The sequence below is a fragment of the Phycicoccus sp. 3266 genome, from assembly GCF_031456495.1.
In the GTDB taxonomy this organism is placed as follows: Bacteria; Actinomycetota; Actinomycetes; order Actinomycetales; family Dermatophilaceae; genus Pedococcus.
Window position 1 is genome coordinate 1 of the sequence record NZ_JAVDUW010000004.1, and the last position, 22,623, is coordinate 22,623.

A 22,623-nucleotide genomic window follows, 5' to 3' on the forward strand; every position below is an offset into this window, starting at 1 on the left:
GATGTTGCCGAGCTTCTTGACGTCCACGTGTAGCAACGCACCGGGATGGTCGTGCTCGTACCGGCGCACGGGTTCACCGGTGGCCCGGTCCACGTGCGAGAGCCGGTTCAGCCGGCACCGGACCAGCACCTGGTGCGCGGTCGAGGGCGCGACCCCGGTCAACGCGGCCAGCTGGACCGGGCCCAGGCGCTGACGCAGCCGCAACGCCACGATCCGGCGAATCGTTGCCGGGCAGGTCTTGGCCGGCATCCGGTGCGGGCGACTGGACCGGTCCGTCATCGGCTCACCCGCGGCGTACCGGTCCGCCCACCGCTTCACCGTGGGCCACGAGCACTGGAACCGGGCGGCGACCTCGGCGATCGGGACCTGCTGGTCCACGACCAGCCGAGCCACCCGCAGCCGGGCACGAGGAGTCAACGCAGCGTTAGCGTGGGACACGAGGGCCTCCTGTTTGGCGAAGTGAACCTTCAGCAGTTCCACTCCACCGCGGGAGGCCCTCCTACGTCATCCCCTCAGATCGAGGAATCACACTCCCTCAACCAACGTGCCCGGTCAGTACATCTAGCGGCTGGGCTCGCAGCATTAACTGCGGTCGAGGCAATACGCTCCGCATATACTTCCGAGAGACGGACGGGCCCGTCGCGAGGGCCTAGTAGGCGCGTCGTAGACGGGCGACTTCCTCGATTTCTCGCGCCAGCCAGTTCATGGATGCCTCGGTCCATGGCACTAGGTGAACATCGTGTCCCTTCGCACGGTTGTGATTTGCACACAGATATACGGCGTTTTCGGGATGTGTCGGACCGCCCAGCGACCATGGGAACAAGTGATCAGTCTCAAGTTGTCGCTCAAACGCGCAGTTATAGCCCCACAATTCGTCCGACTGGCAGCTCTCGTAGTTGGGTATCTGGCCGCCGAACGCTCGTGTGGCCCGGTCGGGCGTGACAAGCCCATCCGGAAGCCACCGAGGGTGAACGAGAGTTGCAGCCTGCTGCAGCGTCATCTCGCCTGCTCGGTACCGAACCTCAAGGTCAGTCCACGCAACGCTCGTCGAATCCATAAGAAATTGAAAGTACTGGTGCGCGCTCTCAATTCGACGCGCAGCTTCCGCCGGCGTCATGTCCAACTGAGGGTCAACTTGAGTTCGCTCCGTGTCCCGCCGAAGTACTCCGCGCCGAGGAGGAGTCGCAATGTCCCACCTCCGGCGGGCAGGTGAATGCCTCGGCGCAACTTCGCAGCACTGTATTCGGAACTAAGCGGCTGGCTCTGGTCGATCACGCTGAGCTTCCCGATATTGATCGACTCATCGACAAGTTTGACGTGCCGACTCGAACCCACGTTTAGCGCCTTATTACCATTGATTGGGTACGTGGTGTCGTTGAAGGACGTCCGGCTTGGCCTGCCGGACGCGGTGAGGGCTGACACACGGAACGTCACCTGGGCGGTGTCTCCACTCAGGAAGGTTGGCAAGTCTCCGACGCCCGGCGGGAGGGCCCCGACACCGAAAACGTTCTCGAATACAGCGTTGGAGACCAATCTGCTGGCGTTACCTGAGTTTCCCCCCGTGGTGACCACCCAAGGCGTCACGTCCCAACTAGCAGTATTGAACTTCAACGCCTGCAATACGGCATCCCACGAAACTGGAACACCTTTCTTTCGAAGGTAGTTGAGGACGCCCACAACGAACCCGTCCTGAAGGTATCTCTGGCGATGATTCGTGTCCCCAAAGAACGCGCTGTCAGCCGTTGTCGTCGGGTCGTTCCTAGTCAATGCCAGAAGGGCGAGTGCGATCTGCTCGGCTAGGGCGCCAGGTGCCAGGGAACTACTCGGTCGATCGTAGTAGTGCTGCTGCACGAGTTCACGCAGTGTAACCGCCGTATACGAGAAGCCTCCGACTGATGCCTGAGTTTGGCTGAGCTCAGGATTGAAGAGGATCCGGTCGTGGAACGGATTGGCATCCATGGTTTGCCCCACGTTCTGTCGTTCGCAGAGTTCTGCAACCGTGGCCATGGCCTTCCACGTTGACGTGTCAGTCCCAGCAGATGCGGGTTCATACGGGCCCAGTTTGAATGCGAAGCGCAACCAATCCTCGTGGATGGGATTCAATGGAGTGGCGTAGGTCGTCACCTCAGCGAACACCTTTGCGAACTGCTGAGGGCTGTACGCGGCCGTGGCGGTCCCGTGCAGAAGCACGAGCGGGACAGAGTTCGAACTATGGGCCGACTCGGAGACACCGCGCACCCGGTGCTGTCCATCCAGAACCCAAAGCGGAGCATCTTGGCCAGCCGGAGGAACCTGAACGTCAATCTCGAAGATCTCTGTCATTTGCCCCTGGATATTCTGCTGTGTCACGGTCACAGCGCTCGCGTTGGCTACCGCGAGCAGCACCGGGTTCGGCATTAGCTCGCCTGGCAAGCTGAACCGATCTCGAATCGCTTGCCACTTCGCCTCGATCAGCGGGCGCTGCCAGTCCTTGACCGGCGGGTTTAGTACGTTTCGAGCGATGCTTGCGTTCGAACTGGATAGCCCGAAACTGGGCACCGATGCGATCTGCCGCAAGTCACTTGCGGCGAGGTAGCCGAGGTAGATCGGGTAACTCTTCGTCCCATCGCTCAGCACCGTTCTGAGCGCCTTGATTACTGGCATGGAAGCACCCTAGCGGCGCACATCAAACAGGGACACTACGACACGATCGCAACCGCGGTCAGCGCATGCAATGTCATGACGACGGTGCCGCCAACCCGCGAGGCGCCCAATGCGACTCGACCGCTCGCACAACTCGCTCGCCGCCCGGCCCCGCACGCCGGATGTGGGCCTCGTTTCGCTCGACATACTTTGCGAAGACGAACTGGGCGGTGCCCACGTTCACGGCGTTGCCCATCTGCTTGTAGCTCAATAGCGGACGCTGGCCGGCGAACGTGAACGACGCAGGGTCGAAACCCTGCAGTCGAGCCGTCTCCTCAGGCGTCAAGCGCCGCCGTCTCGGACCGAAGATTGGTGTCTGCGCCATAGCCACAAGTGCAGGAGCGTACGTGGGTCGCTTCACTCGAATGCCCGATGGCCGGAACTGAATCAAGAGTTTCCAGAGGTCTCGATCCGAGTTCTGCGCCTGCCACTCGAACTTCCGTCGGCTTGTCGGAAAGCGCGATACCTGGGGGAACTGCCGACGCCATGCATCAATCTGTGGCCGATGCTCTACGTAGAAGTCGTGGTTCTTACGGACGAAGTCGGCTTTCCAGTCGGGTAATCCCGCAAGCGTCGATCGCCGAGCTTTCCACTCGAACTCCCACAGCGGGAAGCCCGGCAACTTCGCCTCCGCCCCGATGTGGGCGAGGAACCCGTTCCATGTATTGATCCACGACTCCTCGGACGCGTCGAGCCTCGTGGCCCGGTGGCCGTCACCGCGCTGCTCTGGCAGCAGTACATGGTCTTCAAGCGACCAGTTCTGAGGGTCCCAGCCTCCGTAAGGCTCGTTACGAAGGACGTGTTCTATGTTCGTCTCGCGCATCGCATGTGCCCGGCCAACGTAGACACCGAGAATGTATGCGCGCTCCCGTACCTGCGGAGCGCCGCCCAGTTCCGGGGGGAGCAGATGCGGCGAGAAGATTAGAGGCTCGTCCGCTATGAGGTAGCCAGTCTCCCGAAGCATCGAGCGGACGGCCTCCCACACCACGCGTTGGCGCGGGCCGGCGATATTGCGAACGTTCTCCAGCATGATGACCGGAGGACGCCGTGCGGCAAGGATCGCCACGATGTCGTGCACCAACGTCCCTCGCTCCTCCGCCATGCCAAGTTGTCGGCCTGACTTGCTGAACGGTTGGCACGGAAACCCGCCGACCAGGACGTCATGTTCCGGAACGAGGGCTGCGGGATCGGCTGCAAGAGTTCGAACATCGCGCACTGGAGCAAGTCCCCAGTTTGCCTGATACACAGCAGATGCGTGCCTGTCGATCTCAGCGGCCTGAACACCGGTGCCGCCGAGTCGCTTCAGCGCAGCATGAAAGCCGCCGACTCCCGCGAAGAGATCTACGAACTCGAACATATGTTCGATACTATCGTTGACTGCCGACACCTGGCGAACTTATCTGCCCAAGCGCCCGAAGTGCACGATCACCACGCCGTAAGGACACCGAAGTTGCCCCGGCGGCCAATTCGGTTCCTCCGTGGGTGGGTTCCGGCTCGGTGCGGCCGTCCTGACGACGAACTGGCGTCGCGACACGATCTGCGAACTCGACCCCCGTCGGCTCGTACACGCTCGGACCTCGCTAGCAGTTGGATGTAAGCGCTCCCTAGTCTTAAGACGGCGCCCCGGTCCGTGACGGGCCGGCTCAGGGCGGGAGAGGTCAGTCGCCGGGGCGGACGCCGCCGAGCTGGCGAATCAAGGCGTTCGCGTCGCCGACCGGGCCGAGGTGGGCGAGCTTGTCGGGGTTCACGACCGCCCGCACCGCCGCGACCTGGCCGTCGACCACCTCGAGTGCCCACACGGCATACAGCCGCCCGCCGACGAGGAAGAGGGCGCCGGCGTCGCCATTGACCTCGGTCGGGCGGATCTCGATGTCGGGCAGGCGACCCAGCGCGCGCAGCCAGTTGGTGAGGGTGTGGGCGACCCGCGACCGGCCCTGCTGGGACCGCGCCAGCGAGGGCGCCTTGCCGCCACCGTCGCCGACGAGCACGACGTCGTGGGCGAGCAGCGACTCGAGCCCGGCCAGGTCACCGGCCCGCGCGGCGGCGAAGAAGCGTTGAGCCAGCTCGTCGCGCTGCTCGGTCGTCGTGGTGAACCGCGGCCGCCGCTCCTCGACGTGGCGGCGGGCGCGGACGGCGAGCTGGCGCACGTTCGCCTCGGTCTTGCCGACGATGTCGGTGATCTCGCCGTACCCGTAGCCGAACACGTCGTGCAGCAGCAGCACCGCCCGCTGCTCGGGGGAGAGGCTCTCGAGCACGACCAGCAGCGCCAGCGACAGGGAGTCGGCCGTCACCGCCTGCTCGGCCGGGTCGTCACGGCCGTCGGTGATGACGGGCTCCGGCAGCCACTCGCCGACGTACCGCTCGCGGCGCACCCGCGCCGACCGCAGCTCGTCCATCGCCAGGCGGGTCGTCACCGTCGCGGTGAACGCTCGCGGCGACGCGATCTGCTCACCCGACTCCAGCGACCGGTGCACCCGCAGCAGCGCCTCCTGCACGACGTCCTCGGCCTCGGTCACGCTCCCGAGCATCCGGTACGCGATGCCGAACGCCACCGGTCGCAGCTCCCCGAGCAGCGCCTCGTGGCCGGCCGACTCGTGGACGCCAGCGTCGGGCGCCGGTCCCTCCGGACCGGCACCAGCGGCACGCTTTTCGGTCACGCGGCGCCCGCCCGGGCCGCCTCGCGAGCCACCAGCTCGCGGAAGCCCTCACGCCAGGTCGCGTGCGCCGGTGCCCAGCCGAGCCCGGCTTTCGCCTTGGCGTTGGAGGCGCCGCGCAGCTCGGTCATCATCACGACCCCAGTCTCGCCCGCGACCAGCCGCGCCAGCCAGACCGGCACGCGCATCGGCTTCTTCGCGCCGAGCACCTCGGCCAGGTACGGCAGCCACGTGCCCACCGCCGCCGGCTCGTCGTCGACGACGTTGTAGACGCCCGGGGCGCCGCGCTCGACGGCCGCGAGGGTCGCCTCGGCAGCGTCGGCGATGTGGATGAACGACCACACGCCCGCGCCGTCGCCGACCAGCGGCATCTTGCGCTGCTGCACGGCCAGCGTCTGCTCGCCGCCCACCCCGAGCGAGGTGTGCGGGCCGTAGAAACCGCCATAACGGAGCACGAGGCCGTCCGTCCACGTGGCCGCCGCGACGGCCGACTCGACGTGCTTGATCGCCCCGACCGTCTCCGACATCCCGGGTGGGGGAGTCGCGCCGAACGAGTCGTCCTCCGTCTTCACCATCGAGCCCGTGCGGTCGTAACCGGCGAAGAAGCTCTGCGCCACGAACCGCTTGACCCCCACCGCCTGCCCGGCCGACAGCAGGTGGTCGGTGCCCTCGGTCCGCAGCCGGTTGGTCTGCGCGAACCCTCGGTCGAAGTGCCGGAAGTCCATCGGCCCGATCGCGGTCAGCTGGTGCACGATCACGTCGGGCCGCGCCGTCGCCACCGCGGCCGCGACCTGCTCCGCGGAGAGCGCGTCGGCCACCACGGGCACCGCGCCCATCTCGCGCAGCATCGCCTGCTTGGACTCGCTGCGCGTCATCGCGTGCACCTCGTGCCCGGCCTGCACCAGCCGCGGCACCAGCTGCCGCCCCATCGCGCCGGTCGCGCCTGCCACGAACACCTTCATCGCCTTCTCCTTCGTCCGTTTCCGTCCTACACCCCATCCAGACGAGACAGCCCGACGTCCTGTGACACCAGCCGCCCGAGAAGGTCGCGGGACCTCGGGAAGTCCACGTCTGCGGCATACGGCGCACCCGGCATCCATCGGGTGACGGAGGCGTTCCGCGCCCTCGAGGACCACCATTCCGTCATGGGTGGGGTGCAGGAGCGCATCGACGCGCAGGGGACCTGGGTGACCTGGGTCGGCCCGCCGTTCGTGGACCCCACGAGCGGGCGTCGCGGCGCCTTCGTCGAGGAGTGCATGGCCCTCAACGAGGCCGAGCTCGAGGAGCTCTGCAGCTACTACGAGTGGCGCACCGAGCAGGTCACCACCGAGATCGACGTGTGGTGGTGCTGGACCGTGGTGCGGTTCGGGCGGCGCCTGCTGGAGATGCGCCGCGGCCACACGCGGCACCCGCGCCTGCTTCCCTGACGTATGCCGTGCTGGCGGACATAGCGGTCAGGGTCGTCCCTGAACGGTCCCTGAACGTCCCCGGACATCCCCGAAAACCTCTGTCCCGACGCGACAACGGCGATCTACCGTCGAGGCGAAGGGGCGCCGTGCAGGGTGCGCAGGCCCGACCACGGTGAGAGGCAGAGGCATGAGTGAGACACGGATCGGCGACGTCGGGCGGCTGGCCTGGTTCCCGTCCTCGAAGGTGACGAAGTGGTTCGTCGTGGGGTTCTGGCTGCTGGTGCTGGCGGCCGCGTTCAGCCCCGCCGGGAAGCTGCAGGGCGTCCTCAACAACGAGGCCGTCGCGTGGTTGCCGAAGGACGCCCAGTCGACACAGGTCGTGAAGCAGATCGAGGCGTTCCAGAGCAAGAACGAGTTCCCGGCGGTCATCGTCTACGAGCGCCCGGCCGGCGTGACACAGGCCGACCTGCGGGCGGTCGCCGCGCAGGTGCAGCGGTTCAACGCGCTGGAGCCCGTGAAGAAGGACAGTGTCGGGCCGATCCCCGCCAAGGACGGCAAGGCGCTGCAGGTGATCGTCCCGGTCGACGCCGGTAACGCCGGGTGGGACTCGTTGGGGGCCACGGTGGACGACCTGCGTGCGATCGCGAAGGACCGCCCGGCCGGGCTGTCGATGCAGGTGACCGGACCAGTCGGGTATGCCGCCGACTCGTCCGCAGCGTTCTCCGGCATCGACGGCAAGCTGCTCTACTCGGCCATGGCGGTCGTCATCGTGATCCTGCTGCTGACGTACCGCAGCCCGGTGCTGTGGCTCATCCCGGTCGTGTCGGCGGGCACCGCGCTGTTCGTCGCGCAGGCGGTCATCTACTTCCTGGCCAAGGGCGACACGCTCACCGTCAACGCGCAGAGCTCGGGCATCCTCACGGTCATCGTGTTCGGGGCGGGGACCGACTACGCCCTGCTGCTCGTCGCCCGATATCGCGAGGAGCTGCGACGTCACGAGGACCGGCACGAGGCGATGGCGTTCGCCCTGCACCGCGCCGGGCCCGCGATCCTCGCCTCGGGCGCCACGGTCATCGCCGGCATGCTGTGCCTGCTGTTCGCCACGATGAACTCCACCAAGGGTCTCGGACCCGTCGCGGCCATCGGCGTCGGGGTCGGGCTGCTCGTGATGCTGACGCTGCTGCCGGCGCTGCTCGTGGTGTGCGGCCGCTGGATCTTCTGGCCGGTGCGCCCGGCGTACGGCTCGGTCGACGCCACCCGCGACGGCGTCTGGGCGCGTGTGGGTCGCCGTATCGCCCGCGCCCCGCGGCGCACCTGGGTCGTCACGTCGGTGCTGCTCGCGGTCGCCTCGATCGGCGTTCTGCAGCTCAACGCGGTCGGCCTGAAGAACGCCGACTCCTACTACGGCAAGCCCGAGTCGGTGGTGGGGGAGCAGACCCTCGCCCGGCACTTCCCGGCCGGCGCTGGGTCGCCCGTGATGGTGCTCGCCAACGCTGCGCAGGCTGGTGCGGTCGAGTCCACGCTCGAGGGCGTCCAGGGCGTCTCGACCGTGACCGACCCCGTCACCAAGGGAGGGCGCTCGCTGATCCAGGCGACGCTCACCGACGCGCCGGACTCGGACGCGGCCACCAAGACGGTCGACCGCGTGCGGGCTGCCATCGCTGCCGTGCCGGGGGCTGACGCGATCGCCGGTGGCGACACCGCGACGCGCGCAGACACGCTGCGGGCCGCGGCCGACGACAACGTGCGGATCATCCCGCTGATCCTCGGCGTCGTGCTGCTGATCCTCGTGCTGCTGCTGCGCGCGGTCACCGCGCCACTGGTGTTGATCGGGACCGTGGTGCTGTCCTACGGCGCGGCAATGGGGTTGTCCTCGTTGATCTTCCGGCACGTGCTGGGGTTCGCCGGGGCGGACTCCTCGCTGCCGCTGTTCGTCTTCGTGTTCCTCGTCGCGCTCGGCATCGACTACAACATCTTCCTCATGACCCGCGTCCACGAGGAGTCGAAGGAGATCGGCACGCGCCGCGGTGCGCTGGTCGGCCTCGCGGCGACGGGTGGCGTGATCACGTCGGCGGGGCTGGTGCTGGCGGGGACGTTCGCGGTGCTCGGGACGCTGCCGGTGGTCACGTTCGCGGAGATCGGGATCGCGGTCGCGCTGGGTGTCCTGCTCGACACGCTGGTGGTCCGGTCGGTGCTGGTGACGGCGCTCAACCTCGACCTGCGCGGCCGGATGTGGTGGCCGAGCAACCTCGCCCGACGCGACCGCGAGCTCGATGCCGCGCCGCTGCCGGACGAGGGCGGGGCGAGCGGCACGGGCGTTGTGGCACCGGAGGGGGTGCCGCAGCCGGCGCGCTGAGCCCGGCGCGCGTCGACGGACGGTGAGGTATGCCGCGGGGCCCGCCCCGCGGCATACCTCACCTCCGCCTTTCGGACCATTTCTGCGCAAAAGGGCTGCGGCGCGCCGGTGACGGAAGCAACGATGGTTGCGCATTCAAACCACGAGTGCCTGCCACGACGCCTGAGTGAGCCCGCATGCGATTCCAGACCCCGCCCAACTGGCCGCCCGCGCCCGAGAACTGGATCCCCGACCCGGGGTGGAAGCCCGAGCCCTCGTGGCCGACCCCGCCGCTGGGCTGGCGGTTCTGGGTCAACGACTACGGAGTGCCGATCCCCGCGCCGGCGGGTCTGTTCGGTGCCGAGGCCGGCAAGGTCGGGAGGGTCACCAAGGTCAAGGGGTCGTGGCTGGTCGGGTCGGCCGCCGCGTTCGTCGCCTTGCTGCTGGGTATCGGCATCGGCGCCTCCGGCAACAACACCGAGACGGTCGATGCTCGCGCGGCCAGCCTGAGCTCGAGCGCGCGTGATGCCGCCTCGACCGTCACGTCCACAGTCACGGCACCGGCGGTCACGACCACGGAGACGCTTCCGGCCAGCACGGTGACGGCGACGGTGACCTCGGTCAAGACGGTCAAGGCGGTCAAGACCGTCCGGTCCACGACGACCGTGACCTCAGGGACGCCGCTGGCCCTGTCCGGTGGGGGAGGCGGCTCGGTCTACTACGCCAACTGCACCGCTGCTCGCGCCGCCGGCGTCACGCCGCTGTACGTGGGAGACCCCGGGTACGACTCGCACCTCGACCGCGACGGCGACGGGGTGGCGTGCGAGTGACGGTGCTGTCGCGTCGCCCTGGAGACGGGCGAGGCTGAGGAGTGGGCTTCTCGGTCCGTCTCGCCCCGGGCGTCCGCGTGCGCGCCTCGAGCCGGGGGATTCGCACGAGCATCGGTCCTCGTGGGGCGCGACTGCACGTCGGCGGTGGGCGCCCGGGGATATCCACCGGCGTGGGGCCCATCGGCTTCTACCAGTCCCTGGGCAGCGCCCGGCGCAACGCACCACGCGCATCTGCCGCGACGGCAGGTCGCTCGCTCGCGGAGGCGAAGGCAGGGCTGGCCGAGGAGCTGACCCGTGCGATCGCAGAGGTCCAGGGACTCCATCGCCAGACCTTCCCGCAGTCGAGCAGACCTGTTGCGCCGCCTGCGGAACCGGTCGACCCGTCGGCCGCACGTCGACGTCACCGCAAGGCCGCCAGGGCGGGCGTCCCGTGGTGGGACCTTGCGGCCCGCTCACAGGCGAAGCTCGCTGCCGACGCCGCCACGGATCGCGAGGTCGCGGAGGAGAAGGTCCGCCGCGAGCAGCTGCGCACCGTGCAGCAGGGCGAGCTGGACGCGCGGTGGCAGCAGCTGCTCGACAACGACCCGACCTGCGTGGTCGAGGTGCTCACGGAGGCGTTCGAGGACAACGACGCACCGGCAGGGGTGGTGGGGTGCCACGACGGGGTGGCGAGCATCGTCGTCCTGGTCCCGGATGTCGACGTCATCCCGGACCGGTACCCGACCACCACGCAGGCGGGCAACCTGTCGCTCAAGCGGATGACCAAGACCGACCAGGCTGCGCTGTACCGCACCATGGTGGCGGGCTACCTCCTGGTGACCGCCAAGGAGGCGTTCGCGGTCGCGCCCCGCCTGGTGGGTGCGCGATGCGTGGCGATCCGTGTCCCGCGCCGCGACGCGTACGGCGCACCGGTCGTCGAGGCGCTCGTCGGGTGCCACCTCTCGCGGACGGCGCTGGCCGGGGTGCGGTGGTCGGACACCGACGCTGCGACGGTGCTGGTCGATGCGAACGATGAGCTCGTCTACAACGCCAAGGGCGCCACCAAGGCACTCGCGCCCATCGCCCTCGACTCCGAGCCGGACCTCGCGGCCCTCGTCGCGCGGGTGGACGTCGAGCACATGGGGGCTAACGGGGGCGCTCGCCGGTGAGGTATGCCGCGGGGCCGGCCCCGCGGCATACCTCACCTCACTGCCCGGTCAGGAACCGCGCCGTGCTTCGCACACTGCGCGTTGCCCCTGGCTATGGGGTCGAACCTGTCGTGAACTCATTGCCCCGCAACGCTTTCCGGTCGTCGAAGCGTTGTCAGTGGTCGGTCGTAGGGTCTTCTCATGGCGATCGCTCCGCAGGACTGGGCCGACGCGGGAGGACTTCCCGCGGGGCGACCGGTGCTGGGTGCCGTGGCGTCAGCTCTGGAGGTGCTGAGCCGGTCCGAGCCCGGGCGTTCGTGGGCGCTGGCCGACGGGGAAATGGGCGAGGCGCTGGCGCTCGTGGGCCGGCTGTCCGCCAGTGTCGACGCGCTCCTGGTGACGCTGCTGGCCGAGGCCAAGCAGCGCAGCCTCGGTTCCGGCGACGGCTGGGGTCCGCTGGACTGGGCCCGCGCCCAAGCGCCACAGCTGCCTGCGCGCAGGCTGTCCGACGCGGACGCCGTCGCCGGTGCGGTGGGGGAGCTCCGGCTCGAGCAGGTCGTCGAGGCGGTGTCCGAGGCGGTCGAGGCCACGCCCGCGCTGGACGGGACCAGCGAGGAGCGGTCGTCGGCCGGCTACCTGCCGGTGGGCAAGGCTGCGCAGATCGTGCGGTTCCACCGTTCGGTTCGGGGGATGGCCGAGGCCGCCCCGCTCGAGGCGGTCACCGCCACGCTGCTCGACGCGGCCCGCGGCCCTCGCGGCATGAGCGAGAAGGACCTGGCCATCGCGGTCCGCCGCACCGGTGACCTGCTGCGGCCGGACCGGTTCGTCGAGCGCGACGCAGACGTGGCGCGGGCGCACCGGTCACTGGTCAAGAGCGCCGGTCCGGTGGGTTTGTCCCGGTACACCCTGCTGCTCGACGCCGAGGGAGCCGCCGTGGTGGATGCGGCCGTCGACGCGCTCGCCAAGCCCAGCCGGGACCCCGAGACGGGGGAGCGCGACCCTCGGACGCCGGCGTGCCGACGGGCCGACGCACTGCTCGACCTCGTGCGGCGGGCTGTCGAGGCGCCCGGCGACCTGCCGCGGTCGTCGAAGGCCACGCTGGTCGTCACGGTGCCGCTGCAGGTGCTCGAGGGGCGCCTGCGGGGTGTCGGCGTCGCGACGACTCGTGACCGGCAGGACCTGACTGCGGACACCGTGCGCAGGATCGCGTGTGACGCGCGCGTGGTGCCCGCGGTACTGGGCTCGGAGGGTGAGGTCCTCGAGCAGGGTCGGTCCGAACGCCTGTTCACTGCCGGTCAGGTCCGGCACCTCTGGCTCCGTGACGGTGGGTGCACGTTCCCCGGCTGTACCAAGCCTCCCGCCTGGACCGACGCGCACCACCTGGTGCACTGGCTCGACCACGGGCCGACCGACCTGGACAACGCCGCCCTGCTGTGTCGAGCCCACCACACGGTGGTCCACCGGGAGCGGTATGCCGGTGCCGTCGTTCGCGACGAGCCCGGCGGCCCGCGGGTGCACTGGGAGCTGGTGCACGGCGCGTATGACGACCAGGTCGAGGCGATGCGGCGAGCAGGCAGCCTTCGGCCACGGCCCGTCGAGCCCTTCGAGTCCGCCGCGTCCGTCGGGTCGCTGCGTGACGCCCCGGCCGAGGAGCAACAGCCGCTCGATGACTGGCCTCCCCAACGACCATGACCCCGTCCCGACCCCGTCGAACGCTCGGCGGGGCGGTTGTCGTGCCCGCCGGCTCTGGTCTCAGGCGTCAGGGAGAACTGCGGCAGGCTTGGCTGCGGCCAGCGAGCCCGCGTTCTGCGCCACGCGGGACACCTGGGTCGGGCGGGGCAGCCAGCGGACCGCGGCCGCAGTCGCGGGGTTCGAGCCGTAGGCGAGCAGGGCGAGGAAGACGCCGTACACGGGCAGGTGACCCACCAGCTCGGTCTGCCCGAACAACAGCAGGGTGGCGTTGAACGGCACCATCGCCACGAGGACCGCCACCTGCGGCAGGGCACCCGAGATGACGAGCAGCCCGAACAGCAGCTCGATGCTCCCCGCGACCACGATGAACGTGTCGGTCGGGACGTGGATCCCGAGCAGCGAGAACACGTTCAGCGTGGGGAAGTCCGAAAGCGTCTCCCGGGCCATCGTCGGGTTGGTGAACTTCTCGGTGAAGGCGAGCGCGATCAGGGCGATGCCCACCCCGGCACGCAGCGACAGCAGCGCCGCCCGGAGCTGGGTGGGGGAGAGGACCGTCGCGCCGTTGCGGTCGGGTCCGGCCGGGGCGATGACGAGGAATGCGGCGACGGCGGCCACGTTCGCGCACTCCAGCAGGGCCATCGGGCCGGTGAAGAGTGCCATGATCGGCCCGAGCGACAGGGTCAGGGAGGCCGCCGCCCGCTGCTGGAAACCGGTCACGAGCCACACGCCGAGCGCCGCCTCGAACAACAGCAGCGCCGTGGCGCCGGAGGCGGGCAGGTGTTCGCGGTCCACCGGCGGGGTGACGAACGACCCGGACGCCGCCAGCGCCAGCAGGGTCAGGCCGAGGTGGATGCCGAGCAGCCGCGGCACCCAGGGCACGAGCCGGCCGAGTCCGCGCAGCGCAGGCAGCTCGGGCCGGTCGAGCCGGAGGGCGAACCGCCGCCAGACCAGCGTGACCACGAGGACGGCGGCCGTGAGTACCAGGGGCAGCGGGCGCAGGAAGAACCCCCAGTCGGCAGGGGCCGAGTCGACGAACCAGCGCTCGTGGGTCGGCAGAGCCGGGGCGGCGTGGGTGGGCAGGGCCAGGGCGGCGTGGGTGGGCAGGGCCAGGGCAGCGGACATGCGGAGGCGCTCCAGGATTCGGTGCGTGTCAGGGCACCGAGAACGGCCGCCCAGGCCGCCCCTCGTCGGCCGGCAGCCCAGAAGGTATGCCGTGGGCCCGAGCCCGAATCAGGGTCGAAGGTCCCGTCCCGTCCCGATTCGCGGCGTGTGCGTCGTGGTGCGGCTGCGACCCGCTCCCAGCACTCGTACGGTCGGGTCATGAGCGATGCCGAGGACGAGACCATGAAGCGCCGTGACGGGGGCGAGGCGGACGAGCGCGTCGGTCAGCGTGCCGAGCTGCTGCCCGAGGAGCTCGCCGCCGGCAGCGACGACCCGCAGGCGCAGGCCGAGGCGATCCTCGAGGAGTCGGACGAGCGCACCGAGCACCCGGAGCAGACCCAGCACGACTCGGTGCAGAGCCCCGACTGACTTCCGGGAGGCCGACGGCAAGACCCGCTCGCGTGTTCCGGGACATCCACGGCATACCGCATCGACGGGCCGGCACCGCCCCGGCCCCGCAGAGCGCGCCGGCGACACCCGGCATACGGTTGAACCATGAACTTCCGATACCTCGGCAACAGTGGTCTCAAGATCTCCGAGATCACCTACGGCAACTGGCTCACCCACGGCTCGCAGGTCGAGAACGACGTCGCCACGAAGTGTGTGCAGGCGGCGCTCGACGCTGGCATCAGCACGTTCGACACCGCCGACGTCTACGCCAACACCAAGGCGGAGACCGTCCTCGGCGAGGCCCTCAAGGGCGAGCGGCGCGAGAGCCTCGAGATCTTCACCAAGGTGTACTGGCCGACCGGTCCCGGCGGGAAGAACGACACCGGCCTGTCGCGCAAGCACATCATGGAGTCGATCAACGGCTCGCTCGAGCGGCTGCAGACCGACTACGTCGACCTGTACCAGGCGCACCGGTACGACACCGAGACCCCGCTCGAGGAGACGATGACGGCGTTCGCCGACGTCGTCCGCCAGGGCAAGGCGCTCTACATCGGCGTCAGCGAGTGGACCGCCGACCAGATCCGCGAGGGCCACAAGCTCGCCAAGGAGCTCAACATCCAGCTCATCTCGAGCCAGCCGCAGTACTCGATGCTGTGGCGGGTCATCGAGGGCGAGGTCGTCCCGACCTGCGAGGAGCTCGGCATCAGCCAGATCGTGTGGAGCCCGATCGCGCAGGGCGTGCTCACCGGCAAGTACCAGCCGGGCCAGCCCGCGCCTGAGGGCTCGCGCGCCGCGGACGAGAAGGGCGGCGCCGACATGATCAAGCGGTTCATGAACGACGACGTGCTCACCCGCGTGCAGAAGCTCAAGCCGATCGCCGACGAGGCCGGCCTCACCATGGCCCAGCTCGCCGTCGCCTGGGTGCTGCAGAACAAGAACGTCGCCGCGGCGCTCGTCGGCGCCTCCCGCCCGGAGCAGGTCGCGGAGAACGTCAAGGCCGCCGGCGTCAAGCTCGAGGACGCGCAGATGAAGGCGATCGACGAGGCCCTCGGCGACATCGTCGAGCGCGACCCGGGCAAGACCAAGGAGACCGCGCCCCAGACGCGCGTCGCCTGAGGCTGCATCGCGCGGCGCCCCGGTGTGGGCGCCGCGCGGCGCACCAGCTCGTATGCCGCGGGGCGGCCGGTTCGCGTGGAACCGGCCGCCCCGCGGCATACCCGGGCACCCCCTCGCTCCCGGCGCTGGACGCAGGAACCGGCGAGCGTCAGCAGCGGTCCCCGGACCGCATCCCGGTCAGCAGGGCCGCGCCGTCGTGCACCGCGACGTCGTACAGGGTGGCCAGGCGTTGACCCTGTCGCACCGCGAGGCCGTCGGGACCGCGCCGGACCTCCGTGCCCCCGCGGGTGACCGAGGTGTGCTTCTCCAGGCACGCGGACATCACCACCGCGGTGCCCTCGGGGGAGTAGGTGATCGAGACCGGAGCGACGGCGTCGACGAGCCGGTCGCTGCCGGAGAAGCGGGTGCCCTCCTGTCGCGCCTCCACCAAGGCCCTGGCCTGGCCGGCTGCGAACTCGGGTGTGACGAGCGCGGTCGGAAGTGGCTTCCCGGGGTGGCGCCCGGTGAAGTCGAGGACCGCTGCGACGAGCCGGCTCCCCGAGGCGATGGCCAGCCGGTCCTCGACGGGCTGTTCCCGGACGGCGGAGCGCTCCGTGGCCAGACCGCGCGGGACGCCGCGTGCCCGGGCGCCATGGGTTCCTCCGAGGTCGCCCTGGCAGGCTCCGCACGCGAGGAGCACGCCGATGCCCAGCACCACCGCTGCCGCCCTCCGGCTGGTGGTCGTGGTCGTGGTGGTCATGCGCGAGGGACCTCTCGTGGGAGTGCGGTTCTCGGTGCCGGCCCGTCGTGGCCGTGATCGTGCGACCACGACGGGACCGGGCGCTGCCGTCAGCTGTAGTACACGTCCGAGTGGGCGTCCTCGGTCGAGCCGTTGACCCGCGCGAACGCCGTGTGCTGGAACCGCTGCGACCCGCTGGGGTCCCAGATCGGGCACGAGGCGCTCGCCACGTAGTTCGTGAACCCTGCGGTCACGTACTTGCCGCACAGGGTGCCGTCGTAGCCGCTGCGCATCGAGTAGCCCTCCAGCGAGAGCCCGTACTGCTTGCTGCCGCAGATCATCCGGTAGCTCACGGTGATGGTGCTCGCGTCCTGCTGTGAGTAGACGTTGTATGCCGTGCAGCCACTGCCGGCGCCGCCGGGGTCGATGACCGAGGCGGTCGCGCCCCCGGCCGCCCCCACGAGACCCACCGATGCGATCGTCGCAGCGACTGCGACCGAAGCCAGCTTCCTGACCATGTTTCTCTCCTCTGCGCCGTCCGGCGCGTCGCGGCGCCCACGTGGACCGTGGTGCGCGAGCCCATGGGCCTGCTGGGGAACGTAGGTTTCCGCGCGACCGCAGGGACATGCCGCCTGCGCCAAGCCGCAGCCGGTCTGGACACCTGTGGGCGGCGCGTGCTAGCGCCGGCCCGGCTGTGCGCCCGGCTGTGCGCCCGGCTGTGCGAGCCCGCCAGACGTGATTCCGCCGGGCCATTGCCAAGGACCCCGTCGGCGCGGTCGACTGTGGGGGTGGGTGCTGCCCACCCGGGGCGGCGCCGCTGCACACGGAGGTACCCATGAGCACTGAGGTCGACGCGCTGCCCGACGACACCGAGGCCGGCGAGCCGGAGGTGGGCGTGCACGCCACCGCCACGATGGCCGCCGGTCCCGCGCACGTGTGGGAGCACCTCATCAGCCCCGCGGGCACCGAGGCGCTCCTCGGCGACGGTGCCCGGCTCGGGAACAAGGGGGAGCCGTGGCTCGCTGCCGACGGCACCCACGGCGTCGTCCGCAGCTACCACCCGCTCGAGCAGATCCGTGTCTCCTGGCACCCGGACGAGGACGGACCGCTCAGCATGCTCGACGTGCAGCTGCACCCCGACGGGGACGGCACGCGCGTCGACCTCTACCACGAGGGCCGTGGCATCGCGGGGGACCCGCGCGGCGACCAGAAGCACTGGGTCGACGCCCTCGGCCGCCTCGCCGACGGCATGACCGGCTGACCGGGCCGCCGCACCACGCCTCGTCGGCGCCTGCGACGGCGTGGGCCGCCTCGCTCAGTGGCTGCGCGGCATGAGCGACGGGCGGGGGAGCCGCACCGACACCGACGTGAGCCCGAGCCGCAGCGACGCCGCCCTGGCGAGGTGCCGGCACACCAGCACCGTCACCACCGCGGGCACCGCACCCGAGGCGAGCAGCGCTGCCCGGGGGCCGTATGCCTCGGCGAGCCACCCGACGACCGGCCCACCGACCGCGCCGCTCCCGATGAACACCAGCATGTAGACGCCGACGACCCGGCCACGCAGGTGGTCGGTCGCCGCCAGCTGCACGAGCGACTGGGCGGAGGTGAGGAAGCCGAGGTTGGCCGCGCCCACGGCGACGAGCAGGACCGCGAACAGCAGCTGGCCCGGTGCCAGGGCCGCGACGAGCAGGGCCGTCGCCAGCGCCGTCCCCGCCTTGCCCACGGTGCGAAGCCGCAGCGGCCGGGTGCGCCGCGCGGTGGTCAGGGCGCCGCCGAGCGCGCCGAGTGCCACGACACCGTTGAGCAGCCCCAGCCCGGACGCGCCGGAGTGGAACTCGTCCTTGGCGAACGCCGCGAGCGTCACGGGCAGGCTGATCGTGAAGAACCCGAACGCCCCCACCATGACGACCGGCCACAGGACGGTCGGCGTCACCACGGCATACCGCAGGCCGTCACGGACCCCCGGACGCCCGGCGCCCTCGGCGGCGGCAGCGAGGTGCCGCGCCCGGGTGTCGGCGCGGGTGGGCGTGTCCCGCATGAGCAGCAGCGCCGTGATCGGCGCCGTGAACGTCACCGCGTTGACGGCGAACGCCCAGCCGGCGCCGACGGTGCCCATGAGGACCCCGCCGATGACCGGGCCGGCCATGGCGCCGATCTGGAACGTGGAGGACACGAGGCTGATCGCGTTGGGCAGCTGCGAGCCGGGAACGACCTCGGAGACGAACGACTGGCGGGTCGGGTTGTCGACGGCTGCCACGACGCCGAGGACCCCGGCGAGGACGAAGACGTGCCACACCTGGACGCGCCCGCTCAGCGCCAGCAGCGCGAGGACCGCGGCGGTCGCCGCCATCGACAGCTGGGTGATGAGGAGGATCAGCCGCTTGGGCAGCCGGTCGGCGAGCAGGCCGGCGTGCAGGCCGAAGACCAGCGTCGGCACGAACTGGCACGCAGTCGTGATCCCGACCGCGGTGGGGCTGTTGGTGAGGGTCAGCACGAGCCAGTCCTGCGCGATGCGCTGGATCCACCCGCCGGTGCCCGAGACGAGCAGTCCCGAGAGCAGGAGCCGGAAGTTCCGGTTTGCGAGGGAGGGGAAGGTCCGCGAGAAGTGTTGCGGGAGAAGGGGTCTGGCGATTCGGACAGAGGCGGCGTCGGTGGAGCTCAAGGGGTCGTCCTGGGCGAGTAGCGTCGGGTGGTGGAGTCGTACGGTGGACAGCAACAGGGTCCAGTGTCCTCCCCGTCGGCACGAGAAGCGCTATCGTTTCACGGAATCAGTTCTATAAGTGTCATTGCGTTTCGTGATGACTGTCCAGGGAGGGCCTCCGTGTACGACCCCGAGCTGCTGCGGACCTTCCTCGCCGTCGTCCAGTCGCTGAGCTTCACGCGCGCCGCCGAGTCGCTGGGCCTCAGCCAGCCCACCGTCAGCCAGCACGTGCGCCGGCTGGAGGAGGCTGCCGGCCGGCCGCTCCTGGTCCGTGACACCCGCAGCGTCGCGCTCACCTCCGACGGCGAGGCGATGGCCGGCTTCGCCCGCGAGATCCTCGCCGTGCAGGACCGCGCCGTCGGCTACTTCACCGGGTCGCACCTGCAGGGGCGGCTGCGCTTCGGCGTCACCGACGACCTGGCGCTCACACCGCTGCCGCGGATCCTGCGCGACTTCCGGCACCTCTACCCGCGGATCGACCTCGAGCTGACGGTGCTGCAGAACGACGGCCTCATCCGCAGGATCGAGTCGGGCCACCTCGACGTCGCGTTCGTCAAGCGCAGCCCCGGCCAGCATCCGGCGATCCGGGGGCAGCTCGTCCGCCGCGACCAGCTCGTCTGGTGCGGCATCGACGGCACCCGCATCGACCCCGACCAGCCGGTGCCCCTCGTCGTCTACCAGGCGCCGAGCCTCAGCCGGGCCCTCAGCGTGCAGGCGCTGGAGAAGGTCGACCGCCGCAGCCGGATCACCTGCACGGTCCGTGGCGTCAACGGCGTCCTCGCGGCCGTGCGTGCCGGCCTGGGCATCGCCGTCCTCGCTCGCACACTCATGCCGTCCGACCTCGTCGAGCTGCCTGCCTCCTTCGGCCTGCCGAAGCTGCCGCAGCTCGACCTCGTCCTGCTCACCCGCAAGCAGGCGCCCGCCGAGGCGGCGAAGGCGCTCACCTCCGCCATCCTGGCCAGCGGCGCCCCGCTGACCCCCGTGGCCGGGAGTTAGCGGACTCCGACGATGCGGGTGGTGGCGCCCCATGGGGCCTTGATCAGCTTGCGGGGCGCGAACCCTCCCTTGCCGCTGCCGGCGTACACGTAGTCGACGTTGCCCGCAGTGCGGGCGACGAGGTCCGCCCGGCCGTCGCCGGTCAGGTCGCCCGTCGAGAGCACGGTGTTGTACGCCTGCCAGCCGCTCGAGATCGCGACGCCCGGCTGGTACCCGGTGGCCGTCGCAGTCGTCACCCCGGTTCCGCGATACAGGTAGAGCCGTCCCGCCGGGGTGCGGCCGAGGAGGTCCACCCTGCCGTCGCCGGTCACGTCGCCGGGCGTGATCAGCTGGCTGTACATCTGCCACCCCGTGCCGATCCTGCGCCAGCCCCCGAGGAAGCCGCCCCTCCCGTTGCCGGCGACGAGCCAGAGCTCGCCGTTCGTCTTGCGTGCCAGGAGGTCCGGCTTGCCGTCACCGGTCCAGTCGCCGGGGGTCACCAGGTCCGTGTACGCCGCCCAACCCCGGGCGATGAGCGTCCGGGCGCTGACCAGACCACCCTTGCCGTTGCCGCGGTACAGGTAGACGTCACCTGTGGGGGTGATGCCAACGACGTCGGAGATGCGGTCGCCGGTGAGGTCGCCGGGGGAGACGACCTGCCGGTAGATGTTCCAGCCACCTCCGATGCGCACCGGGGTCCCGAATCCCCCCGAGCTGGCGGGATAGAAGTAGAGGTAGCCGTCGGCCGTGCGCCCGATGACGTCGCCCTTGCCGTCCGCGTTGAGACCGCTGACCGGCTTGGTCGGCGTGGGTGCGGGGGTGGGCGTCGGTGTGGGAGCCGGCGGCTTGGGCGCCGCGACCTGCGTGTAGCTCAGGCCGGACAGGGCTCGCCAGTCGTTGCCCGCGACCTTGCCGGTGACGACCAGCTTCGCCGCCGTCTGGAACTTGGTCACGCCACCCGCGGTGGCAGGGCCGAAGTCTCCATCGGCAGCGCCGACGGAGTAGCCGCGGCGGTTGAGCTCGAGCTGCAGGTCGCGCACGGCATACCCGGTCGAGCCGGTGCCGAGCGTGAGCGAGCCGTACGTCGACCACAGCTTCGCGGTCGGCACGGGCACCGGGCCGCTGGTCGTGGAGTAGCGCGCGTACAGGGCGGCCTTGCTGCGGATCGTGTCCATCTGCGGGTAGAGGTACCTGCCGGGGCACAGCGTGTAGGACGTGTTCTGGTGGGCGTTGATCGTCGGCAGGGTCGCCACGACGCCGGCCGCGTACTTCGTGCCCGTGCCACCGGCGGAGGTGAGCCGCGTCGTGCCCTGCGGGTCGACGCCGTACTGCGACAGCTTCCAGCCGGCGACCTTGGCGATGGAGTCGACCATGACCGCGGGGGCGGCCGCCGTCTCGTAGTTGCCGAGCGCCGCGATGCCCATCGTGTCGGTGTTGAAGCCCATGGCGTGCGCGCCCCGGACGGCGGTGGTGATCGACCCGGCACGGCCCTCGTAGACCCGGCCGAACTTGTCGACGAGGAAGTTGTAGGCGATGTCGGACCAGCCCAGGCCGCGGGTGTCGTACGCGTAGATGCCGCGGATCTGGGCGGCGGCGGTCGCAGTGGTGTAGTCGTTCGAGCTGGCCGTGTGGTGGATGACGATCGCCTTGACCGTCGAGTTGTAGGTCGCCGGGCCGCGCAGCGACTCGTCCGCACCCCACTGCTTGCGCGTGATGATCGTCGGGGCGATGGCGGCGGCCGAGGCCGAGGCGGCCGGGGTGCTGGGCGTGAGGTGCTGGTCGGCGGCCGAGGAGCCCGGGTCGATGGTGGTGACGCGCAGGTCCGGCAGCGGCTGGCCGTCGGTGGTGTCGACCCGCACCTGGATCGCGGTGGCGCCGTCGGTGACGATCGGGTTGGACCCGACACGGGCGCCGACCGACTCGACCGTCCCGACCTGGGGGCCGTCGTCGCTGACGCCGAGGTCCTCCCATCCGGTCCAGCCCGCGTCCTCGCGCAGGCGCACCGAGATGGTGATGTCGGCCTTGCGCAGCGGCGTCGAGCGCGACCACGAGACGCCGGCCACGGTGAACCGCGGACGGGCCTCCGGCGCGGTCAGCGTGCTCAGCGCGTGGCCGGGTCGGACGACCCGGCGGTCCCAGAGGCGGCCGGCGGCGAGCGGGTCGACCCCGCGCGCTCCGGTGGTCTGGACCTTCGGTGCCACCGGGTGGGGCGACACAGGGGCGGCGAACGAGACGGTGGGCAGGGCCACGAACACGGGGGTGATCGCGACAGCGGCGAGGGCGGCACGGAGAAGGCGCACGAGAGTCATCCGGGGGGTCGTCGGGGGAACGGGGTGACGGGTGTGACGACTGTGAAGGGTGGCACCCGGAGTGGCGCTGTGTCGCATTTCGTCGGGCGGAATGGCCGTTCGGACGAGGCGTGAACGGCGTGTCGCGGCAACTCCGCGGCGTGTCGGAGCGCTAGCCGTCCGCGCGCAGACGCGCGTTGTCCTTGCGGAGGGCTGCGTTTCGGTCCCGTAGCTCGCGGTTGGCGTCGGTCAGGTCCCGGTTGGAGTCCTGCAGGTCCAGCACCATCTGCACGGCCGCGAGCGTGACGCCGTCCTCCACCAGACCGGAGACCCGCCGGATGCGCTCGACGTCGTCGGCGCTGTACCGCCGGGTGCCGCCGCCGGTGCGCGCCGGCGTCACCAGGCCGTGCTGCTCGTAGAGCCTCAGGGTGGGCACGGCGAGGTCGGCCAGCTCGGCGGCCACCGAGATGGAGTACACCGGCCGGGCGCCGGCGGGTGCGCCGGTCCTGACCTGCTCCGTCATGCGCGCGGAGCCCTTGACAGAC

21 protein-coding genes are annotated in these 22,623 nt (G+C 70.3%); 9 read left to right on the forward strand and 12 right to left on the reverse strand.

What is annotated here, in order from left to right:
* The 6 genes from J2X64_RS18325 to J2X64_RS18345 all read right to left on the reverse strand — a co-directional run.
* Positions 1 to 438 (reverse strand): helix-turn-helix domain-containing protein (locus tag J2X64_RS18325; protein ID WP_310157621.1); only part of this gene is annotated, 438 nt, incomplete at its 3' end.
* A 211-nt stretch (positions 439 to 649) separates the two neighbouring features.
* The gene (locus J2X64_RS19185; RefSeq protein ID WP_397444093.1) at positions 650 to 1,117 is read right to left on the reverse strand and encodes an HNH endonuclease; all 468 of its coding nucleotides are present in this window, start codon (positions 1,115 to 1,117) and stop codon (positions 650 to 652) included.
* Positions 1,114 to 2,643, reverse strand: coding sequence for a hypothetical protein (locus tag J2X64_RS18330; protein WP_310157624.1), 1,530 nt, complete (start codon positions 2,641 to 2,643; stop codon positions 1,114 to 1,116). The genes J2X64_RS19185 and J2X64_RS18330 overlap by 4 nt, the downstream gene beginning before the upstream one ends.
* Before the next feature lie 73 nt (positions 2,644 to 2,716).
* Positions 2,717 to 4,039 (reverse strand): DNA (cytosine-5-)-methyltransferase, encoded by a 1,323-nt coding sequence (gene dcm, locus J2X64_RS18335; RefSeq protein ID WP_310157626.1) that lies wholly within the window; start codon positions 4,037 to 4,039, stop codon positions 2,717 to 2,719.
* 301 nt (positions 4,040 to 4,340) lie between these two features.
* Positions 4,341 to 5,339 carry an RNA polymerase sigma-70 factor gene (locus J2X64_RS18340; protein WP_310157628.1) on the reverse strand — a complete coding sequence of 333 codons (999 nt, stop codon included), beginning with the start codon at positions 5,337 to 5,339 and terminating at the stop codon, positions 4,341 to 4,343.
* The gene (locus tag J2X64_RS18345; RefSeq protein ID WP_310157630.1) at positions 5,336 to 6,298 is read right to left on the reverse strand and encodes an NAD(P)-dependent oxidoreductase; all 963 of its coding nucleotides are present in this window, start codon (positions 6,296 to 6,298) and stop codon (positions 5,336 to 5,338) included. Before J2X64_RS18345 ends, J2X64_RS18340 begins: the two co-directional genes overlap by 4 nt.
* Positions 6,299 to 6,481: 183 nt before the next feature.
* Between J2X64_RS18345 and J2X64_RS18350 the strand changes: the two genes are divergently transcribed.
* The 5 genes from J2X64_RS18350 to J2X64_RS18370 all read left to right on the forward strand — a co-directional run bounded on the left by J2X64_RS18350 (position 6,482) and on the right by J2X64_RS18370 (position 12,729).
* On the forward strand, positions 6,482 to 6,763 hold the full coding sequence (locus J2X64_RS18350; RefSeq protein WP_310157632.1) for a hypothetical protein: 282 nt from the start codon (positions 6,482 to 6,484) through the stop codon (positions 6,761 to 6,763).
* A 169-nt stretch (positions 6,764 to 6,932) separates the two neighbouring features.
* Positions 6,933 to 9,101 (forward strand): MMPL family transporter, encoded by a 2,169-nt coding sequence (locus J2X64_RS18355; protein ID WP_310157635.1) that lies wholly within the window; start codon positions 6,933 to 6,935, stop codon positions 9,099 to 9,101.
* A 176-nt stretch (positions 9,102 to 9,277) separates the two neighbouring features.
* The gene (locus J2X64_RS18360) at positions 9,278 to 9,910 is read left to right on the forward strand and encodes an excalibur calcium-binding domain-containing protein (protein ID WP_310157638.1); all 633 of its coding nucleotides are present in this window, start codon (positions 9,278 to 9,280) and stop codon (positions 9,908 to 9,910) included.
* Between the two features lie 170 nt (positions 9,911 to 10,080).
* Positions 10,081 to 11,058, forward strand: coding sequence for a hypothetical protein (locus J2X64_RS18365; protein ID WP_310157640.1), 978 nt, complete (start codon positions 10,081 to 10,083; stop codon positions 11,056 to 11,058).
* A 180-nt stretch (positions 11,059 to 11,238) separates the two neighbouring features.
* A complete protein-coding gene (locus J2X64_RS18370; protein ID WP_310157642.1) occupies positions 11,239 to 12,729 on the forward strand; it encodes a DUF222 domain-containing protein in 1,491 nt (496 codons plus the stop codon).
* A 60-nt stretch (positions 12,730 to 12,789) separates the two neighbouring features.
* Here J2X64_RS18370 and J2X64_RS18375 read toward each other — a convergent pair whose 3' ends face one another.
* Complete coding sequence (locus J2X64_RS18375) at positions 12,790 to 13,851, reverse strand: hypothetical protein (protein WP_310157645.1); 1,062 nt, start codon at positions 13,849 to 13,851, stop codon at positions 12,790 to 12,792.
* 198 nt (positions 13,852 to 14,049) lie between these two features.
* Here J2X64_RS18375 and J2X64_RS18380 point away from each other — a divergent pair, with 198 nt between their 5' ends.
* Together J2X64_RS18380 and J2X64_RS18385 are read left to right on the forward strand one after the other, a co-directional pair.
* Positions 14,050 to 14,259, forward strand: a complete 210-nt coding sequence (locus J2X64_RS18380) for a hypothetical protein (protein ID WP_310157648.1) — start codon at positions 14,050 to 14,052, stop codon at positions 14,257 to 14,259.
* 126 nt (positions 14,260 to 14,385) lie between these two features.
* A complete protein-coding gene (locus J2X64_RS18385) occupies positions 14,386 to 15,396 on the forward strand; it encodes an aldo/keto reductase family protein (protein ID WP_310157649.1) in 1,011 nt (336 codons plus the stop codon).
* Between the two features lie 148 nt (positions 15,397 to 15,544).
* On the opposite strand, the gene J2X64_RS18390 is transcribed toward J2X64_RS18385, so the two are convergent.
* Together J2X64_RS18390 and J2X64_RS18395 are read right to left on the reverse strand one after the other, a co-directional pair.
* Positions 15,545 to 16,135, reverse strand: a complete 591-nt coding sequence (locus J2X64_RS18390) for a hypothetical protein (RefSeq protein WP_310157651.1) — start codon at positions 16,133 to 16,135, stop codon at positions 15,545 to 15,547.
* A gap of 89 nt (positions 16,136 to 16,224) precedes the next feature.
* On the reverse strand, positions 16,225 to 16,632 hold the full coding sequence (locus tag J2X64_RS18395; protein WP_310157653.1) for a hypothetical protein: 408 nt from the start codon (positions 16,630 to 16,632) through the stop codon (positions 16,225 to 16,227).
* Between the two features lie 317 nt (positions 16,633 to 16,949).
* On the opposite strand from J2X64_RS18395, the gene J2X64_RS18400 reads away from it, so the two are divergent.
* On the forward strand, positions 16,950 to 17,375 hold the full coding sequence (locus J2X64_RS18400; RefSeq protein WP_310157655.1) for an SRPBCC domain-containing protein: 426 nt from the start codon (positions 16,950 to 16,952) through the stop codon (positions 17,373 to 17,375).
* A 54-nt stretch (positions 17,376 to 17,429) separates the two neighbouring features.
* Here J2X64_RS18400 and J2X64_RS18405 read toward each other — a convergent pair whose 3' ends face one another.
* Positions 17,430 to 18,776 (reverse strand): MFS transporter, encoded by a 1,347-nt coding sequence (locus tag J2X64_RS18405; RefSeq protein ID WP_310157657.1) that lies wholly within the window; start codon positions 18,774 to 18,776, stop codon positions 17,430 to 17,432.
* 159 nt (positions 18,777 to 18,935) lie between these two features.
* Between J2X64_RS18405 and J2X64_RS18410 the strand changes: the two genes are divergently transcribed.
* Positions 18,936 to 19,811, forward strand: coding sequence for a LysR substrate-binding domain-containing protein (locus tag J2X64_RS18410; protein ID WP_310157659.1), 876 nt, complete (start codon positions 18,936 to 18,938; stop codon positions 19,809 to 19,811).
* Here J2X64_RS18410 and J2X64_RS18415 read toward each other — a convergent pair.
* Together J2X64_RS18415 and J2X64_RS18420 are read right to left on the reverse strand one after the other, a co-directional pair.
* Positions 19,808 to 22,099, reverse strand: coding sequence for an FG-GAP-like repeat-containing protein (locus J2X64_RS18415; protein WP_310157662.1), 2,292 nt, complete (start codon positions 22,097 to 22,099; stop codon positions 19,808 to 19,810). The genes J2X64_RS18410 and J2X64_RS18415 overlap by 4 nt on opposite strands.
* Before the next feature lie 151 nt (positions 22,100 to 22,250).
* Entirely contained in the window at positions 22,251 to 22,601 is a 351-nt protein-coding gene (locus J2X64_RS18420) for a MerR family transcriptional regulator (RefSeq protein ID WP_310157665.1), read from the reverse strand.
* Positions 22,602 to 22,623: the final 22 nt, after the last annotated feature.

Bases quoted from the DNA above. Each gene is read 5' to 3' on its own strand.
- J2X64_RS18400 (WP_310157655.1), top strand. From the start codon at position 16,950: ATGAGCACTGAGGTCGACGCGCTGCCCGACGACACCGAGGCCGGCGAG.
- J2X64_RS18370 (WP_310157642.1), top strand. From the start codon at position 11,239: ATGGCGATCGCTCCGCAGGACTGGGCCGACGCGGGAGGACTTCCCGCG.
- J2X64_RS18420 (WP_310157665.1), bottom strand. From the start codon at position 22,601: ATGACGGAGCAGGTCAGGACCGGCGCACCCGCCGGCGCCCGGCCGGTG.
- J2X64_RS18350 (WP_310157632.1), top strand. From the start codon at position 6,482: ATGGGTGGGGTGCAGGAGCGCATCGACGCGCAGGGGACCTGGGTGACC.
- J2X64_RS18395 (WP_310157653.1), bottom strand. From the start codon at position 16,632: ATGGTCAGGAAGCTGGCTTCGGTCGCAGTCGCTGCGACGATCGCATCG.
- J2X64_RS18375 (WP_310157645.1), bottom strand. From the start codon at position 13,851: ATGTCCGCTGCCCTGGCCCTGCCCACCCACGCCGCCCTGGCCCTGCCC.
- dcm (WP_310157626.1), bottom strand. From the start codon at position 4,039: ATGTTCGAGTTCGTAGATCTCTTCGCGGGAGTCGGCGGCTTTCATGCT.
- J2X64_RS18415 (WP_310157662.1), bottom strand. From the start codon at position 22,099: ATGACTCTCGTGCGCCTTCTCCGTGCCGCCCTCGCCGCTGTCGCGATC.
- J2X64_RS19185 (WP_397444093.1), bottom strand. From the start codon at position 1,117: ATGACGCCGGCGGAAGCTGCGCGTCGAATTGAGAGCGCGCACCAGTAC.
- J2X64_RS18360 (WP_310157638.1), top strand. From the start codon at position 9,278: ATGCGATTCCAGACCCCGCCCAACTGGCCGCCCGCGCCCGAGAACTGG.
- J2X64_RS18355 (WP_310157635.1), top strand. From the start codon at position 6,933: ATGAGTGAGACACGGATCGGCGACGTCGGGCGGCTGGCCTGGTTCCCG.
- J2X64_RS18390 (WP_310157651.1), bottom strand. From the start codon at position 16,135: ATGACCACCACGACCACGACCACCAGCCGGAGGGCGGCAGCGGTGGTG.
- J2X64_RS18385 (WP_310157649.1), top strand. From the start codon at position 14,386: ATGAACTTCCGATACCTCGGCAACAGTGGTCTCAAGATCTCCGAGATC.
- J2X64_RS18345 (WP_310157630.1), bottom strand. From the start codon at position 6,298: ATGAAGGTGTTCGTGGCAGGCGCGACCGGCGCGATGGGGCGGCAGCTG.
- J2X64_RS18380 (WP_310157648.1), top strand. From the start codon at position 14,050: ATGAGCGATGCCGAGGACGAGACCATGAAGCGCCGTGACGGGGGCGAG.
- J2X64_RS18330 (WP_310157624.1), bottom strand. From the start codon at position 2,643: ATGCCAGTAATCAAGGCGCTCAGAACGGTGCTGAGCGATGGGACGAAG.